A 13,765-nucleotide genomic window follows, 5' to 3' on the forward strand; every position below is an offset into this window, starting at 1 on the left:
CGTCTATATCGTGACCGTGCTCGCCAGTGCTCCGGCCGCCTGGGCCGTCGGTGGCGGGTTTATCTCGTTGCAGATGGAGAATGCTGCGCAGAAGAAGGCGGCGAAGCCGGCAAAGGAAATTTCCTGCACATCGCAAGCGGCGCTGGCGCCGCTCGCCGGGCTACCGGCCGGACTGATCTCCGCGCCATCGGAAATGGGCGTGCCGATCCTCCGCTTCACGCAGAACCGGGTTCTCTCCGCGCCCTATCATCGCAATCAGGGCGGCATGCTGACTGAACTGCATATCGGCATGGCGGAGCCACAGGAGGCGGAAGCCTTCCTGAAGGGGACTGGCGTGACGGCGCTTGGCTTCTGCCCCGGCGACCTGCAGACGCGCGAGATCGCCAAGCTGAAGCCGGATGGCCTCTATGCGCAGCTCGGCAAGGGGAATATTCCGCCCTATCTGGAACCGCTTCCGAAGGCGGCGGACGTGGGCGTGCAGTTCTTTCGCTATCGGCCGGCGACGAATTGACGCCGGCTAATTTCAAGATGGAATAAAGCATGTCGCGCAAAACTATGCGGCGGTTTGGCGATAACGGCATGCGTTTGAGATAAGGACCTAAAGCGCGAGGAGCGATCTGAAAGATCGCGACGCGCTATCAGTGCGAGACACGCGTGGCGCGACGAAGGCGCTGATTGGCATAGAGCCCGATCACGAAGAGCATGAGGCCGCCATTATAGCCGAGCACGGCATAGACGAATGCCAGAAGGGACACCGGGCCGGGCGAGGTTATCGCCGCCAGCGCGAATGTCATTCCGATCAACGCGGCGACCAACGCGATCACGCCAGCCGAGCGCATTTGCCCGGCGCTGATGCCCAATGCTGCTGCTGTGAGAATAATCATTTCAGCACCTTCCCAGAGATAACGAGGGGAAGCATAGGAAGCGCCAACTAACAAAGATTTACCGGCGGTCCTCGCCGAAAAGCCTTTGTATTGCGGTGGTTAGCAATCCCTTTCGGGTAAAACGCACAATCTAACTATCCGTTCCGCAACAAAACGGATTTACTCGATTTTGTTGTTTGTTCGCCCGGCTGCAACGAGTGCATGTGCAGGATGCGTTGAGACGAGCGCGCTTGATGCAGTGGCGACGAACGCCTCCCACAACGATTTCAACGGCTGGGAAAACCGATCCCAAAGCCCCTGCCACCCTTCCTGTTTCCAGCGGATGGACATAGAAAGAGGGGATGAGCAACGTCTTCGACGGCGATTCGCCGACCAACCTTGCCGAATATTCGGTTTCGGAGCTTTCCGGCTCGATCAAGCGCACCGTCGAAACCGCCTTCGACCAGGTTCGCGTGCGCGGTGAGATCTCCGGTTACCGCGGGCCGCACTCCTCGGGCCATGCCTATTTCGCGCTGAAGGACGATCGCGCCCGCATCGATGCCGTCATCTGGAAGGGCACCTTCTCGCGGCTGAAGTTCCGTCCGGAAGAGGGCATGGAAGTCATCGCCACCGGCAAGGTCACCACCTTTCCAGGCTCTTCGAAATATCAGATCGTCATCGAGACGCTGGAGCCGGCCGGCGCCGGCGCGCTGATGGCGCTGATCGAGGAGCGCAAGCGCAAGCTCGGCGCCGAGGGCCTGTTCGATCCCGCCCGCAAGAAGCGGCTGCCCTTCATGCCGAGCGTCATCGGCGTCGTCACCTCGCCGACCGGCGCCGTGATCCGCGATATCCTTCACCGCATCTCCGATCGTTTTCCCGTGCATGTCCTCGTCTGGCCGGTGAAGGTTCAAGGCGAAGGGTCCGGTGAGGAGGTGGCAAACGCCATCCGCGGCTTCAACGCGCTGGAACCTTCAGGCGCCATCCCACGCCCGGATGTGCTGATCGTCGCGCGCGGTGGCGGCAGCCTGGAAGATCTCTGGAGCTTCAACGACGAAATCGTCGTGCGTGCCGCGGCCGAAAGCGAAATACCGCTGATCTCGGCCGTCGGTCATGAAACCGACTGGACACTGATCGATTATGCCGCCGATGTCCGCGCGCCGACGCCGACAGGGGCTGCCGAAATGGCGGTGCCCGTCAAGGCGGAGCTCGAGGCGCAGGCCGCCGCTCTTGCGGCACGCCTGCAGGGCTGCATGAACCGGCAGATGGATCAGCGGCGCCAGTCGGTGCGTGCTCTGATGCGGGCATTGCCGTCGCTCGATCAGCTTCTCGCCTTGCCGCGCCGGCGTTTCGACGAGGCGGCGACCGGTCTCGGCCGCGGGCTGGAGCTCAACACCATCAATAAGCGTCGCGGCTTCGAGCGCGTCGCCGCGCATCTGCGCCCGGATCTGCTGTCCGGCCGCATTGCCGAGCGCCGCCAGACGCTGAACGAGCGCATGGCCCGGGCCGAGCGCATGGTCGAACGGCTGATCGACCGATCGAAATCGCGCGTCGACCGCGCCGAGGCAATCCTCGCCTCGCTGCCTGCCCGGCTGAAGACGCAGACCGACCGCGGCCGCGAACGCCTTGGCAATCTTTCGCGCCATGCCGATACGGCGATCCGCCACCAGCTGACCCGTGCGCGCGCCGAACTTTCTTCGCAGGACCGCGTGCTGCAGTCGCTCTCCTATAAGAATGTGCTGAAGCGCGGTTACGCCGTCATTCGCGATGAGGATAACAGGCCGGTCTCGCAGGCTGCCCAGCTCTCCGCCGGCACGGGCATCGCCATCGAATTCGCCGACGGTCGTGTCGGCGCCATGACCACGGAAGGCGGCGCACCGCCGGCCGGTGCCAAGAAGCGCGGCGCAAAATCCGCAGAACCGCCGAAGCAGGGAAGCCTGTTCTGACGATGCGGATCCTGCTGGTGCTTGCCCATCCGCTGGAGGATAGTTTCGCCGCTGCCGTGGCAAGGACCGCACGTGACGCGCTGGAAGCGGCAGGCCACGTGGTCGACCTGCTTGATCTCTACCGCGAAGATTTCGATCCGCGTCTTTCGAAGGCTGAGCGCGGCGGCTATTTCGACCACCCCTACGATACCTCAGCCGTTGCCGATATCGTCGCCCGCCTGAAGGCTGCCGATGGCCTCATTCTCGTCTTTCCGCAATGGTGGTTCAATTTCCCCGCCATCCTCAAGGGCTTCTTCGACCGTGTCTTCGCCCCCGGCGTTGCCTTCAGCCATGATGCTGCCGCCGGCCGTATCGTGCCGCAATTGACCCATATCAGGCTGTTCTATGCGCTGACGACGACAGGCTCGCCCTGGTGGCTGGTGCGTCTCTATATGGGCGATCCGGTGCGCCGGCTCTTGAAGCGCGGCATCGCCGCCTTCTGCTCGAAGGGATTGAATTTCCGCATGCTCAGCCTGCACGACATGGACCGGGCCACCGATGCAAAGCGCAGGGCGCATCTCGATCGCGTGCGCAAGCTGCTATCGGCGATCCGCTAAAGCAATTCCAGCAAAAGTGTGCAGCGGGTTTGCGTTCAACAGAGCATGCTGCCGGGCTGCGCGATTTTGTTCTGAGGCGTGATCCACATCGCCTCGAAGGATCACCTGAGGCACGCGCACGCGCCAGCCTCATCCTGGAGGCGCCCCGCGGGGGTCTCGAAGAACGGGGCTGGCCGCCGCGCCGCTTCCAGCAATGGCCATGGTGCTTTTCGGCAGTTGGCTCAGTCAGCGCACGAGGATGCTGCTCAGGCCCATTCGCCCTGCCGCATCACCGGAACCCGCGAGCCATCCGGCTTGATGCCGTCGATATCGACCTTGTCAGAGCCGATCATCCAGTCGATATGGATCAGGCTGGAATTGCCGCCCTGCGCCTTGATCTGCTCCTGGCTCAGTGTCGCGCCATCGAGGAAACATTTGGAATAGCACTGGCCGAGCGCGATGTGGCAGGAGGCGTTTTCGTCGAACAGCGTGTTGTAGAACAGGATGCCGCTGGCCGAGATCGGCGAGGAATGCGGCACGAGCGCCACCTCGCCGAGCCGGCGCGCGCCCTCATCGGTATCGAGCACCTTGTTCAAGACCTCTTCGCCGCGCGAGGCCTTGGCCTCGACGATGCGCCCGCCTTCGAAGCGCACCTGGATATTGTCGATCAGCGTGCCCTGGTGCGAAAGCGGCTTGGTGCTCGAAACATGGCCTTCGACGCGCATCGCATGCGGCGTGGTGAACACTTCCTCGGTCGGAATATTCGGATTGCAGGTGATGCCGTTCTTGGCGGTGGACGCGCCGCCATGCCATTCATGCCCGTCGGCGAGGCCGATCGTCAGGTCGGTGCCCGGTCCCTGGAAATGCAGCGAGGCGAAGCGCTCGTCGTTTAACCAGGCGGAGCGCTTGGCAAGATTGGCATTGTGCTCGGCCCAGGCGGCGACGGGATCGCTGACATCGACGCGCGAGGCGGCAAAGATCGCCTTGGCGAGCTTGGCGATGGCGATCGGTTCCGGATCGTCGGGGAAGACCACCTTGGCCCAGGACGGGTTGGGATAGGAGACGATGTTCCAGTTGATGTCGAAATTCGAGATCTTCTCCAGCGCCGGCTTATAGGCGGTGGAGTTGGCGCGATTGGCGCGGCCGACCTTGCCGGCATCCTGCTCGGACAGCAGCATCGGATTGTCGCCGGCGATCGCAAGACGGGCCGCCCCATTGGCATAGGCCTTGGCCATGCCCTCGTAGAGCCAGCCGGAGGCGCGGTCGAAGCTCTCGTCGCTGCCATATTGATAGCGCGCCAGCGTCGTTTCCTCGTCGGAATAGAAGGCGCTCACCAGCCCGGCGCCGGCTTTATAAGCGTGCTTGGTGATTAGGCGAACGAGCGGCAGCGCCACGACAGGCGACGTGATCACCAGATCTTGACCCTTCTGCAGCTGCAGCCCGACCTTGACGGCAACTTCCGCAAGCTTTTCCAGCTTGACGGGATCAACGGTGTTCTGGCTCTGGGGCATGAAAGTCATGGTTCAACCTGCCTTCTGTCATCGACGGTGGGAGGCTGGAAGACTTAGACCCGTTTGCGGCGAAAATGAAGCGCTCCACTGCCGAATTGAAGCGGCCGGATTAGATGTCCGGCCGGCTGGGTGGGCGGGCTTTAAGCGGCGGCAGGCAGCCTGAGCAGGATCGAGTTATGTTTTTCGAGGAATTCCATCAGCCGCTGCGGGTAGTCTTCGCCAACGGCGGCCTTGACGCTTGCCCGCTCGGAGAGAGCCTTGCGCCAGCGCGTCACTCGCTCAAGCCCTTCGAAGATGTCGCTGTCGCCGAGCGTGTCGAAGAGATCGAAATACCGAAAGACCGGTGCAAAGACAGCGTCGACGAGGCTGAAGTCGTTGCCGGCGAAATACGGCCCATCCGTTAGCACGTTCTCGACAGTCGCGAACTTGGAGATAAGCGACTTGCGCTTGGCCTCGAGTTGCGCGGCATCCTGCGCCGTCTCGTAACCCCAGAGATCGGAAAGCACGGATGAGCCGAATTCCATCCAGCCGCGATGGCGGGCACGCGTCAGCGCGTCTTTCGGATGCAGCGCGACGCCCGGCTGCGTTTCCTCCAGATATTCGCAGATGACGCTGCTTTCGAACAGCACGGCCTGGCTGCCGTCTTCCTCCTCGATCCGCAGCAGCGGCACCTTGCCGAGCGGCGAGATCTGCAGGAACCAGTCGGGCTTGTCGGCAAGATCGATGTTGATGCGCTCGAAGGGCACGCCCTTTTCGAGCAGCGCGATCGCGGCGCGCTGCACATAGGGGCAGAGATGATGGCTGACGAGGGTAAGCTTGCTCATGGGGGTCTCCTTGGCAAGGATGATAGATGTAGGTGCATCTAATAGCGCTTGCGGCGAAATTCAAGATAGATGTAACTGCATTTATGTCTGAAAAACCGTCGAATCCGAGCGAAGCGGTCACCTCTGCCTGGACGAGCATCATGCGCGCCCGAGAGCGGTTGCTCGGCGCCATCGAAGCCGACCTGAAAATGGCCGGCATGCCGCCGCTTGCCTGGTATGACGTGCTGTGGGAATTGGCGCGCTCGCAAGACGGCAAGCTGCGCCCCTACGAGATCGAGGAGCGGACGTTGCTGGCGCAGTATAATCTTTCCCGCCTGCTCGACCGGCTGGAACGGGAGGGCCTGGTCCGGCGCGAGGTCTTCGCCGAGGATGGACGTGGCCGCTGGGTGGTGCTGTCAGATGCCGGCCGAAAGCTTCGCGAGCGCATGTGGATCGTCTATGCCAAATCGATCGACACTCATATCGGCTGCAAGCTTGCCGAAAACGAGGCGAAGGCGATCGCCGGCCTGCTCGACCGCTTTCTCTGAATCCTGTTCTCAATTGAAGAGTGAGAGCATGATGTCGTCGGAAAAACCGCTCAGACTTTTCGGCATCATGCTCTGATTAGGCAATCAGCGGCGCGGCGACAGCCTTCAGCGCCTTCAACGCATCCTTCGGATCGAGCCGCACCTGCAGCCCGCGCTGCCCGCCATTGATATAGACGAGCGGTTCGCCAAGCGCGGCCTCCTCGATCGCCGTCGGCACGGTCTTCTTCTGGCCGAAAGGGCTGATGCCGCCGACATGATAGCCCGTCAGCCGTTCGGCATCGGCAGGCTTCATCATGTTGGCCGATTTGCCGTGAAAGGCGCTGGCGAGCTTCTTCATGCTGACCTCGCGATCCGACGGCACGACGACGCAGACCGGTTTGCCGTCCACCTCCGCCATCAGCGTCTTCAGCACGCGATGCGGCGCTTCGCCCAGCGCTTCTGCCGCCTGCAGCCCGACGCGCTCGGCATTGGGGTCGTAGTCATAGGTATAGACCGTGAAGGCGATGCCCGCCTGCGAAAGAACCTGTGTCGCGCGCGTGGTCTTGGACATCTCTTTCCCTCGTGAATTCACTCGGCCGCCTGTCAGCCGCCGAAGGTACCGGCGTAAATCTCCGGCTTGAAGCCGATCAGCAATTTCCCCTTTGCCTCCAGCACCGGCCGCTTGATCATCGACGGTTGGTCGAGCATCAGCGCGATCGCTTTCTCCCGGGTGAGGTTCTCGCGCTCCGCATCGGGCAATTTGCGGAAGGTGGTGCCGGCGCGGTTGAGCACGGTGTCGAGGCCGGCCTGGTCGATCCAGGCTTCGAGATGGGTGCGGTCGATACCGAGCGCCTTGTAATCATGAAACTCATAGGCGACGCCGTGTTCTTCCAGCCAGTTGCGGGCCTTCTTCATCGTGTCGCAATTCTTGATGCCATAGATGGTGATGGCCATGCCCGATCGATCTCCCTGTGATGGCGCGAGATAACATGCACGAAGGCCGGCGCAAACGCCGTGCGACGTTTTATCCCCCGAGCGCGTCGACCATCGAGGCAGACAAAGCCGGCCTGTGGCTCAATTCTCCAGCGTGCCGGCCTTGCGCGAAGCCTTGCTGGGTTCGTCGCAGGCGATCTTCATCAGGTCGCCGCGCCGTCGCACCAGCCGGTCGGATGTTCGCGTCAGGATCAGCCCATCCTGCGGTGCGGTGAGCTCGATGCTGCCGCCCGGCTGTCCTGGCCGGGTGATGATCGTCGCGAGAAGGTCGCCTTCCGCAATCCTCTCGCCGATATTGCGATGAAAAAGCACGGCTCCGCCTTCCGGAGCGCGGATGATCTCGACATTGTCGAGCGGCACGGCCGGACCGGAAAACGCCGTTGCCGCCGGCTTTTCGTCACTGACGATCCCCCGTGCCGCGAGGAAACGCCAGAGCCCGTCGGCGTCCTTTTTCGCCAATACCGGATCGACGTCGCGCTTGCCGCGCAGCTCGACGGTGACGGAGAGTCTGCCGGGCAGCTCGAATAGGCGTTCGCCGGGAACGCCATATTTCCACGCAAAGCCGACGGCCTCCTCGAAGGCCGAGCTTTCGCCATCCGAAAGCAGCACGGCCTCCATGTCGAGTGAAGCGGCGAGATCGGCCGCCTCCGGCCAGAAGGCCTCGTCGATATAGGCATATTGCAGCGATTCATCGTCGCAATGCAGGTCGAGCACGAGATCCGCCCCGAGCGCCAAATGCAGCAGCTGCCGCTTCAATCTGTCGGTAGCCGGGTAATCATCGAGGTCTTTGATCAGCGTCGGGCGATCGGCCAGGGAGATCAGCGGAAAGTCCCGGTTGAAATTGGTGCGCGAACCCAAGTCGAAACGGCCCTGCAATTCGCCGAAATGCGATTGCGCCGCACCGATCGGATTGGCCTGCGGCACGATGGTGATGTCGCCCGCGATCTCTCCCTGGTTTTCTGCCTGCCGCAGCCTTTCGCAAAGGAAATGCAGCAGCACCGTTCCAGGCAGCTCGCCGGCATGCAGTGCCGCCTGGATATAGGTCTTCGGCGCCTTCGGATCGCCGCCCTTAAAGCGCAGCACCGGCAGCCGCCACTCCGTTCCCGATGTATCGCCGGGGATGATGATCTCTGAAACGTCCATGCTGATTTCGCTTCCCGTGTGCAACACCTGAACGAGCTTTATGCGCAGAAGCTGGGCAAGCGCAAGCCGCGGCCAAGGGCGTCAGCCTGCCTTAACCGAGCAGTGGCCAGCGATCGATAATCCGATGTTCGGTTTTTCCGACAACACTGTGGATGAGCAGGAATTCGGACGCCGTCCATGAAACGGGTGTGTCGAGGGTCGTCGGCGGCATGGCTTTGCGGTCGTAGAGCAGCGTCATATGTGGCGTGAAATCGCGGCTGATATTGTGCCGCAATCCGGCATTGTGCATGCCGACGCCCAGTTGGACATGCACCCGGGTGAGCGGTTTCCGTCCGCCCTCGCCGCAAAGCACAAGCGCTCGCGCCTGCGGGAATCGCATGATCCGGTCAAAGGTCATTGCGATCGGCGCACTCTCGACCGTGGCGCCGGCCTGCCGTGCCGCGAAGACCACATCCTCCGGCAGCTTCGGATAGTCGCCGACCCAGATGATCGACACATGCAATGTCGTCAGGCGCGGGATGCCGCAAAGGGAGAAGGCTCGACGATAGTCATCGGCGATTGCGGCCGCCTGCTGCTCGATGGCATCAGGAGGGCAGAGCGCAAAGAAAAGTCGGTGTCCGTTGACGTAGCTTTCGTTTCGCCGTCCGCGACCATTTTTGTCGTCTCCGAAGTCGAGGGGCATCTGGTTCATAGAATTTCAGGTCGTCATGACCCGCCTCGTCGTTTTCAAAACGCGACGAAGATACTCTGCAAGGAAGCAACAGCAAGAACAAAAAGAGAACATAATTTCCCGACATGCTCGGGGTCACACTTGTCCGGACCGTCGCTCAAGACCGGGTGAAGTGGATAGTCGGTCGACAATGCAGGGGCGCACCACAATATTTCCTGGAAGCCCGGCGCGCGCAAGAAACGGGTTGAAACAGCGGCCGTCCCATACGATTTTGAGGGTCATTGAAAACGCGGAGGCTGTGTCATGGCTGAGACCATACACCACTATCTCATCTTCGAAACCGCGGGTGGTTTCTGCGGCATCGCCTGGAGCGATGCCGGCATCACCCGCTTCCAACTGCCGACCAAGTCAGCGGAAGCGACCGAACGGCTGCTGCTGCGCCGCCTGCCGGATGCCGAACCCGGCGCGCCGACGCCTGCAGTGCTCGAGACGGTCGCCGCCGTGAAGCGCTACTTCCGGGGCGAGGAAACGGATTTTTCCGGCGTCGAACTCGATCTTGCCGGCCAGGATGCCTTCTTCCGGGATATTTATGCGGCGGCAAGGCGTGTCGGCTGGGGTCGCACCACCACTTACGGCGCGCTGGCCAAGGAGCTGGGCGTCGGGCCGGAAGCCGCCCGCGACGTCGGCCAGGCAATGGCGAAGAACCCTGTCGCTTTGATCATCCCCTGCCACCGGGTGCTTGCGGCCGGCGGCAAGATCGGCGGCTTCTCCGCGCCCGGCGGTTCGTCATCGAAGGCCCGGATGCTGGAGCTCGAAGGCGTCAACCTCGCCCCGCCGCTGCCCGCCCAGCAGTCGCTGGGGTTTTAGGCGGCGGAGGCTTTTTTCGTTTTCCGCAATTCCCGGCAAAATCGCTTCGCGCTTTGCCTGGCAAAACCGCTCAACACTTTTGCTGGAATTGCTTTGGCAGGGTCTCAGCCGATCAATGCGGGCTGGCTGTCGGCCGGATGATGATCTCGCTGACATCGACGTCGTCAGGCTGGCTGATGGCGTAGAGGATCGAATTGGCGATGGCCTCGGGGCTGATGGTGATCGCTCTGAAAGCCTTCATGGCGTCCCGCGCGGTCGGATCGGTGATCGTCTCGGCCAGTTCCGATGTCGTCGTGCCGGGAGAGATGACGGTCACCCGGATACGATCGGTCTCCTGCCGCAATCCGTCCGAGATCGCCCGCACCGCGAATTTCGTCGCGCAATAGACGGCCGCCGTCGGCGAGACGCTGTGGCCGCCGATCGAAGACAGGTTGATGATCTGCCCTGATCCCTGCGCCTTCATGATCGGAAGCGCCGCCGCGATGCCATAGAGAACGCCTTTGATGTTGACGTCGACCATCCGGTCCCACTCCTCGACCTTGAGAGCCTCGAGCGGCGACAGCGGCATGACGCCGGCATTGTTGATGATGACGTCCAGCCGGCCGAATTCGGACCTGGCAAAGCCTGCGAAGGCCTCCACCTGGGAACGATCGGTGACGTCAAGCTGTCGCAGGCGCACCGACCCGCCCTTTGCCGCGATGTCGCCGGCGAGTTCCTCCAGCCGCTCGGTGCGGCGGGCGCCGATCACGATATGGGCGCCTGCGGCAGCCAGCACCTTTGCCGCCGCCTCTCCGATGCCGCTGCTGGCTCCGGTGATGGCAATGACTTTTCCTTCGATATCAGACATTTCGAGCTCCATTATACGCCGCTCGCCTGGCGATGCGGCTGAGGGTTTTCTTGGTATTCAGCTCGGGAAATCGGCGCTGAGCGTCGTCTCCGCCCAGGCGTCGAAGTTTGCGCGCAGCGCATCAAGCCGTTCGCAGGCGAACTTCAGCGCAGGTGCGCCGAGCAGCAGGCGCAGCGGCGGTTCGTCCGCCTCGAACGCCGATATGATCGCGGTTGCCGCGCGCGCGGGATCGCCCGGCTGGTTGCCGGAGATCGAGCGGGTGGCCTGGCGTCGCTTGCCGGATGTTTCGGTATAGTCTTCGATGATCGTGCGGGATTCGACCATCGACCGGCCGGCCCAATCCGTGCGGAAGGCGCCGGGTTCGAGGATCGTCACATCGATGCCGAGCGGCCTGACCTCATGGGAAAGCGATTCCGATAGGGCTTCGACCGCAAACTTGGTGGCGTGATAGTAGCCGGTTGCGGCAAAGGCGACGAGCCCGCCAAGTGAGGAGACGTTGAAGATATGCCCTTGCCGGCGTCGGCGCATGCCCGGCAGAACCTGCTTGGTGACGGCGATCAGTCCGAAGACATTGGTCTCGAACTGGGCGCKTATCTCGGCATCATCGCCCTCTTCGATCGCCGAGAGGTAGCCGTAGCCGGCATTGTTGACGAGGACGTCGATCGCACCGAAATGCGTTTCGGCGTCACGAACTGCGCCGGCGATGGCCTTGCTGTCCGTCACATCGAGTGCAAGGGCAAGCGCGCGGTCCCTGTGCTCTGCCGTGAGATCTGCCAGGGTCTCGGGTCTGCGCGCCGTCATGGCGGCGCGCCAGCCACGGGCCAGCACGGCTTCGGCGAGTGCCCGGCCGAGGCCGGACGATGCGCCGGTGATGAACCAGATGGGTGTTGGGGAAGACATGATCGTCATCCTTTCCGGCCGGCAAACGCGGCCTTCTCCTGTGTGGTGTTGCCTTTCAGGCGGCACGTCATCTGCGCCGAAGCACCATGCCGCCATGATGGAGGGTATCGCCGTCGACGAAATCGCCGTCGGCTGTGAAGCCCGTGTCATCCCAATATTCGATGTGGCTTCCGGTGACGTCGTAGCGTCCCCGGTAGGCGCTTTCCCGGCTGCCACGGGCTTCGTCGTAACGACCATTGGGCAGAAGTTCGTGGCGGACGCGGCCATCATCCGTTACCCACATGCCGACATAGGGATGTTGCTGCATCGTGTTCTCGCTTGTTTGTTGCTGCTGATCTCGGTCGTTCACGGCATCGGTGGCGGACGAACTGGTCGCCGTGCCAGCCAGAGTGACCGCCGTGAAAAGCTGCAGGACCGGGCTTTTGAAAATCCTTCGCATTGCCTTGCCTTTCGAAGCCTTGCGTTGATCTCGACTTGAAAGATAGCGTGCCCATCTGCGACGATTAAGTTGCTAATCCAGGATGCCTTGGTTAGAAATGCTAACCAATGGTCGACGATCTCGAAGGCATTTCAGTCTTTCTTGCAGTGGCGGAGGCGCGGAACTTCCGGCTCGCCGGCGAGCGGCTTGGCGTCACCCGCTCCGCCGTCAGCCAGGCCCTGCAGCGCCTCGAGGATCGGGTCGGAGTCGCCCTGGTCCAGCGCACGACGCGCAGCGTCAGCCTGACCGAAGCCGGCGAAGTGTTCTTCGACGCGGTTCGTCCATCGCTCCGCCAGGTCAAGGATGCGATGCAGACGGTAAGGGAAATGCAGGCGCGCCCGAGCGGCCTGCTGCGGATCACCGTTTCCTCGATCGCCGAGAACTTCCTGTCCGGCACCTTGCTGGCCGGCTTCATGGAAGCCTGCCCCGACATCAAACTCGATATCACCATCACCGATGACGAATTCGATATCGTCGAAGCCGGGTTCGACGCGGGTGTCCGGCTCGGCGAAGTGATCGAACAGGACATGATCGCGATCTCCGTCTCCGAAGAGCAGCGACAATGCGCGGCGGCATCCCGCAGCTATCTCGAGCGCCGCGGCCATCCCCGCCATCCCCGCGAACTGCAGGGTCATGCCTGCATCGGATGGCGGCCACGCCCGGATACGGCGCCTTATCGTTGGGAGTTCACCGAGAATGATCGCGACTTCGACGTCTCCGTCGATCCCACTGTTACGACCAACGACATGGGAATGATGATCCGCATGGCCTGCGCGGGAGCAGGCATCACCTTCGGCATGGTGGAGACCTTCCAGCCCTATATCGAACGGGGCGAACTCGTGCCGCTGCTGGAGGACTTCTGCCCGCCCTTCCAGGGCTTCTATCTCTACTATCCCAGGCGCCAGCGACAGCCGCTGAAGCTGCGCGCATTGGTCGATTATGTGCGGAGATTTGACGGGCGCCAGATGTGATCCGTGCTTCTGGCAACGAACTGGTTCAGGCTTGCCGGCCTATCTCAAAGCCTGCGGCAAATAATTGCGTCATCACACGATCGCGATGAACGCCTCTCCAGTTGCGATCTTCGATCGCGAGGTGCGACGCCTGAGATGGCGGAGTTTAAGATACTGCCGCCTCGCCAGTGAGGACCCGAGCTGCCTTAGCCAGAGGGCGCAGCAGCAAATAGGATGCGAAGACGTGAGTGATCATCAGCAGGGGCACGTAAATGATCGGGATCGCATATGCGGCGCCCAATTCCCCCGCCCGCGCGGGAAGGCCGGCCTGGATCGCGTGATAGTAGTCGAGGACGAGGTCGCCCATTCCCACGAGATTGAAGGCGACGACGAACAGCCAGAAGACCGGACGCATCCTGATCGTGACGAGCGCCAGCACGGCGAGCAGCCCGGCCGCAAGGTCGCCAAAGGCAGCGAAGGTGGCGAAGCTGGCGGGCAGGTTGGGACCGACGACGCCTGGGAGAAGGAAGACGAGCCCGAAGAAGCGGAAGCTGTGCAGAGTGGCGATCGCGCGGTGCGCCCTGACCCTGTCCATCGACGTGAGCCAGGGCAGAATATAGGCGCCGAAGCAAATCAGCCACGCGACATAGCCTAGGACGAGATGAGTTTGGAAGATGGATTCCGTCGACATCGGG

The 13,765-nt window shown here is 62.4% G+C and carries 16 protein-coding genes and 1 pseudogene; 6 read left to right on the plus strand and 11 right to left on the minus strand.

Annotation, left to right across the window (positions count from 1 at the left end):
• Positions 1-511: pseudogene (locus AC1ECN_RS01310) on the plus strand (hypothetical protein); the annotation flags it as partial.
• Positions 512-638: 127 nt separating this feature from the next.
• Here the strand turns inward: AC1ECN_RS01310 and AC1ECN_RS01315 are convergent.
• A complete protein-coding gene (locus AC1ECN_RS01315; protein ID WP_018069953.1) occupies positions 639-884 on the minus strand; it encodes a hypothetical protein in 246 nt (81 codons plus the stop codon).
• A gap of 341 nt (positions 885-1,225) precedes the next feature.
• Between AC1ECN_RS01315 and xseA the strand changes: the two genes are divergently transcribed.
• A complete protein-coding gene (xseA, locus tag AC1ECN_RS01320) occupies positions 1,226-2,806 on the plus strand; it encodes an exodeoxyribonuclease VII large subunit (RefSeq protein WP_130665377.1) in 1,581 nt (526 codons plus the stop codon).
• A 2-nt stretch (positions 2,807-2,808) separates the two neighbouring features.
• On the plus strand, positions 2,809-3,402 hold the full coding sequence (locus AC1ECN_RS01325; protein ID WP_130673431.1) for an NAD(P)H-dependent oxidoreductase: 594 nt from the start codon (positions 2,809-2,811) through the stop codon (positions 3,400-3,402).
• Between the two features lie 245 nt (positions 3,403-3,647).
• On the opposite strand, the gene AC1ECN_RS01330 is transcribed toward AC1ECN_RS01325, so the two are convergent.
• Positions 3,648-4,901, minus strand: coding sequence for an aminopeptidase (locus AC1ECN_RS01330; protein WP_075225603.1), 1,254 nt, complete (start codon positions 4,899-4,901; stop codon positions 3,648-3,650).
• 131 nt (positions 4,902-5,032) lie between these two features.
• The gene (locus AC1ECN_RS01335) at positions 5,033-5,716 is read right to left on the minus strand and encodes a glutathione S-transferase family protein (protein WP_130725935.1); all 684 of its coding nucleotides are present in this window, start codon (positions 5,714-5,716) and stop codon (positions 5,033-5,035) included.
• Between the two features lie 83 nt (positions 5,717-5,799).
• Between AC1ECN_RS01335 and AC1ECN_RS01340 the strand changes: the two genes are divergently transcribed.
• Positions 5,800-6,243: a MarR family winged helix-turn-helix transcriptional regulator gene (locus tag AC1ECN_RS01340; protein WP_075225605.1), complete on the plus strand. Its 444-nt coding sequence runs from the start codon at positions 5,800-5,802 to the stop codon at positions 6,241-6,243.
• Positions 6,244-6,319: 76 nt separating this feature from the next.
• Here the strand turns inward: AC1ECN_RS01340 and ybaK are convergent, their stop codons facing one another.
• The 4 genes from ybaK to AC1ECN_RS01360 form a co-directional block, all read right to left on the minus strand.
• On the minus strand, positions 6,320-6,793 hold the full coding sequence (ybaK, locus tag AC1ECN_RS01345; RefSeq protein WP_130673433.1) for a Cys-tRNA(Pro) deacylase: 474 nt from the start codon (positions 6,791-6,793) through the stop codon (positions 6,320-6,322).
• A 32-nt stretch (positions 6,794-6,825) separates the two neighbouring features.
• Complete coding sequence (locus AC1ECN_RS01350) at positions 6,826-7,176, minus strand: ArsC family reductase (RefSeq protein WP_130656803.1); 351 nt, start codon at positions 7,174-7,176, stop codon at positions 6,826-6,828.
• Between the two features lie 120 nt (positions 7,177-7,296).
• Positions 7,297-8,358, minus strand: a complete 1,062-nt coding sequence (locus AC1ECN_RS01355) for a succinylglutamate desuccinylase/aspartoacylase family protein (protein ID WP_075225608.1) — start codon at positions 8,356-8,358, stop codon at positions 7,297-7,299.
• Between the two features lie 91 nt (positions 8,359-8,449).
• Positions 8,450-9,049 carry a 2'-5' RNA ligase family protein gene (locus AC1ECN_RS01360; RefSeq protein WP_075225609.1) on the minus strand — a complete coding sequence of 200 codons (600 nt, stop codon included), beginning with the start codon at positions 9,047-9,049 and terminating at the stop codon, positions 8,450-8,452.
• A gap of 282 nt (positions 9,050-9,331) precedes the next feature.
• Between AC1ECN_RS01360 and AC1ECN_RS01365 the strand changes: the two genes are divergently transcribed.
• Positions 9,332-9,895, plus strand: a complete 564-nt coding sequence (locus AC1ECN_RS01365) for a methylated-DNA--[protein]-cysteine S-methyltransferase (RefSeq protein ID WP_130673434.1) — start codon at positions 9,332-9,334, stop codon at positions 9,893-9,895.
• A gap of 112 nt (positions 9,896-10,007) precedes the next feature.
• Here the strand turns inward: AC1ECN_RS01365 and AC1ECN_RS01370 are convergent, their stop codons facing one another.
• From AC1ECN_RS01370 to AC1ECN_RS01380, 3 genes are read right to left on the minus strand one after another with little or no spacing between them, the layout of a single operon-like run.
• Positions 10,008-10,742 (minus strand): SDR family oxidoreductase, encoded by a 735-nt coding sequence (locus AC1ECN_RS01370; protein WP_024322259.1) that lies wholly within the window; start codon positions 10,740-10,742, stop codon positions 10,008-10,010.
• Positions 10,743-10,799: 57 nt separating this feature from the next.
• Complete coding sequence (locus AC1ECN_RS01375; RefSeq protein WP_477951944.1) at positions 10,800-11,651, minus strand: oxidoreductase; 852 nt, start codon at positions 11,649-11,651, stop codon at positions 10,800-10,802.
• Positions 11,652-11,709: 58 nt separating this feature from the next.
• Entirely contained in the window at positions 11,710-12,081 is a 372-nt protein-coding gene (locus tag AC1ECN_RS01380) for an Atu4866 domain-containing protein (RefSeq protein ID WP_075225611.1), read from the minus strand.
• A 107-nt stretch (positions 12,082-12,188) separates the two neighbouring features.
• Between AC1ECN_RS01380 and AC1ECN_RS01385 the strand changes: the two genes are divergently transcribed.
• Positions 12,189-13,091, plus strand: coding sequence for a LysR family transcriptional regulator (locus AC1ECN_RS01385; protein ID WP_130673437.1), 903 nt, complete (start codon positions 12,189-12,191; stop codon positions 13,089-13,091).
• Between the two features lie 145 nt (positions 13,092-13,236).
• Here the strand turns inward: AC1ECN_RS01385 and AC1ECN_RS01390 are convergent, their stop codons facing one another.
• A complete protein-coding gene (locus AC1ECN_RS01390; RefSeq protein ID WP_130656811.1) occupies positions 13,237-13,761 on the minus strand; it encodes a hypothetical protein in 525 nt (174 codons plus the stop codon).
• Positions 13,762-13,765 lie beyond the last annotated feature (4 nt).

Source organism: Rhizobium sp. 01N447_2 (assembly GCF_056399245.1).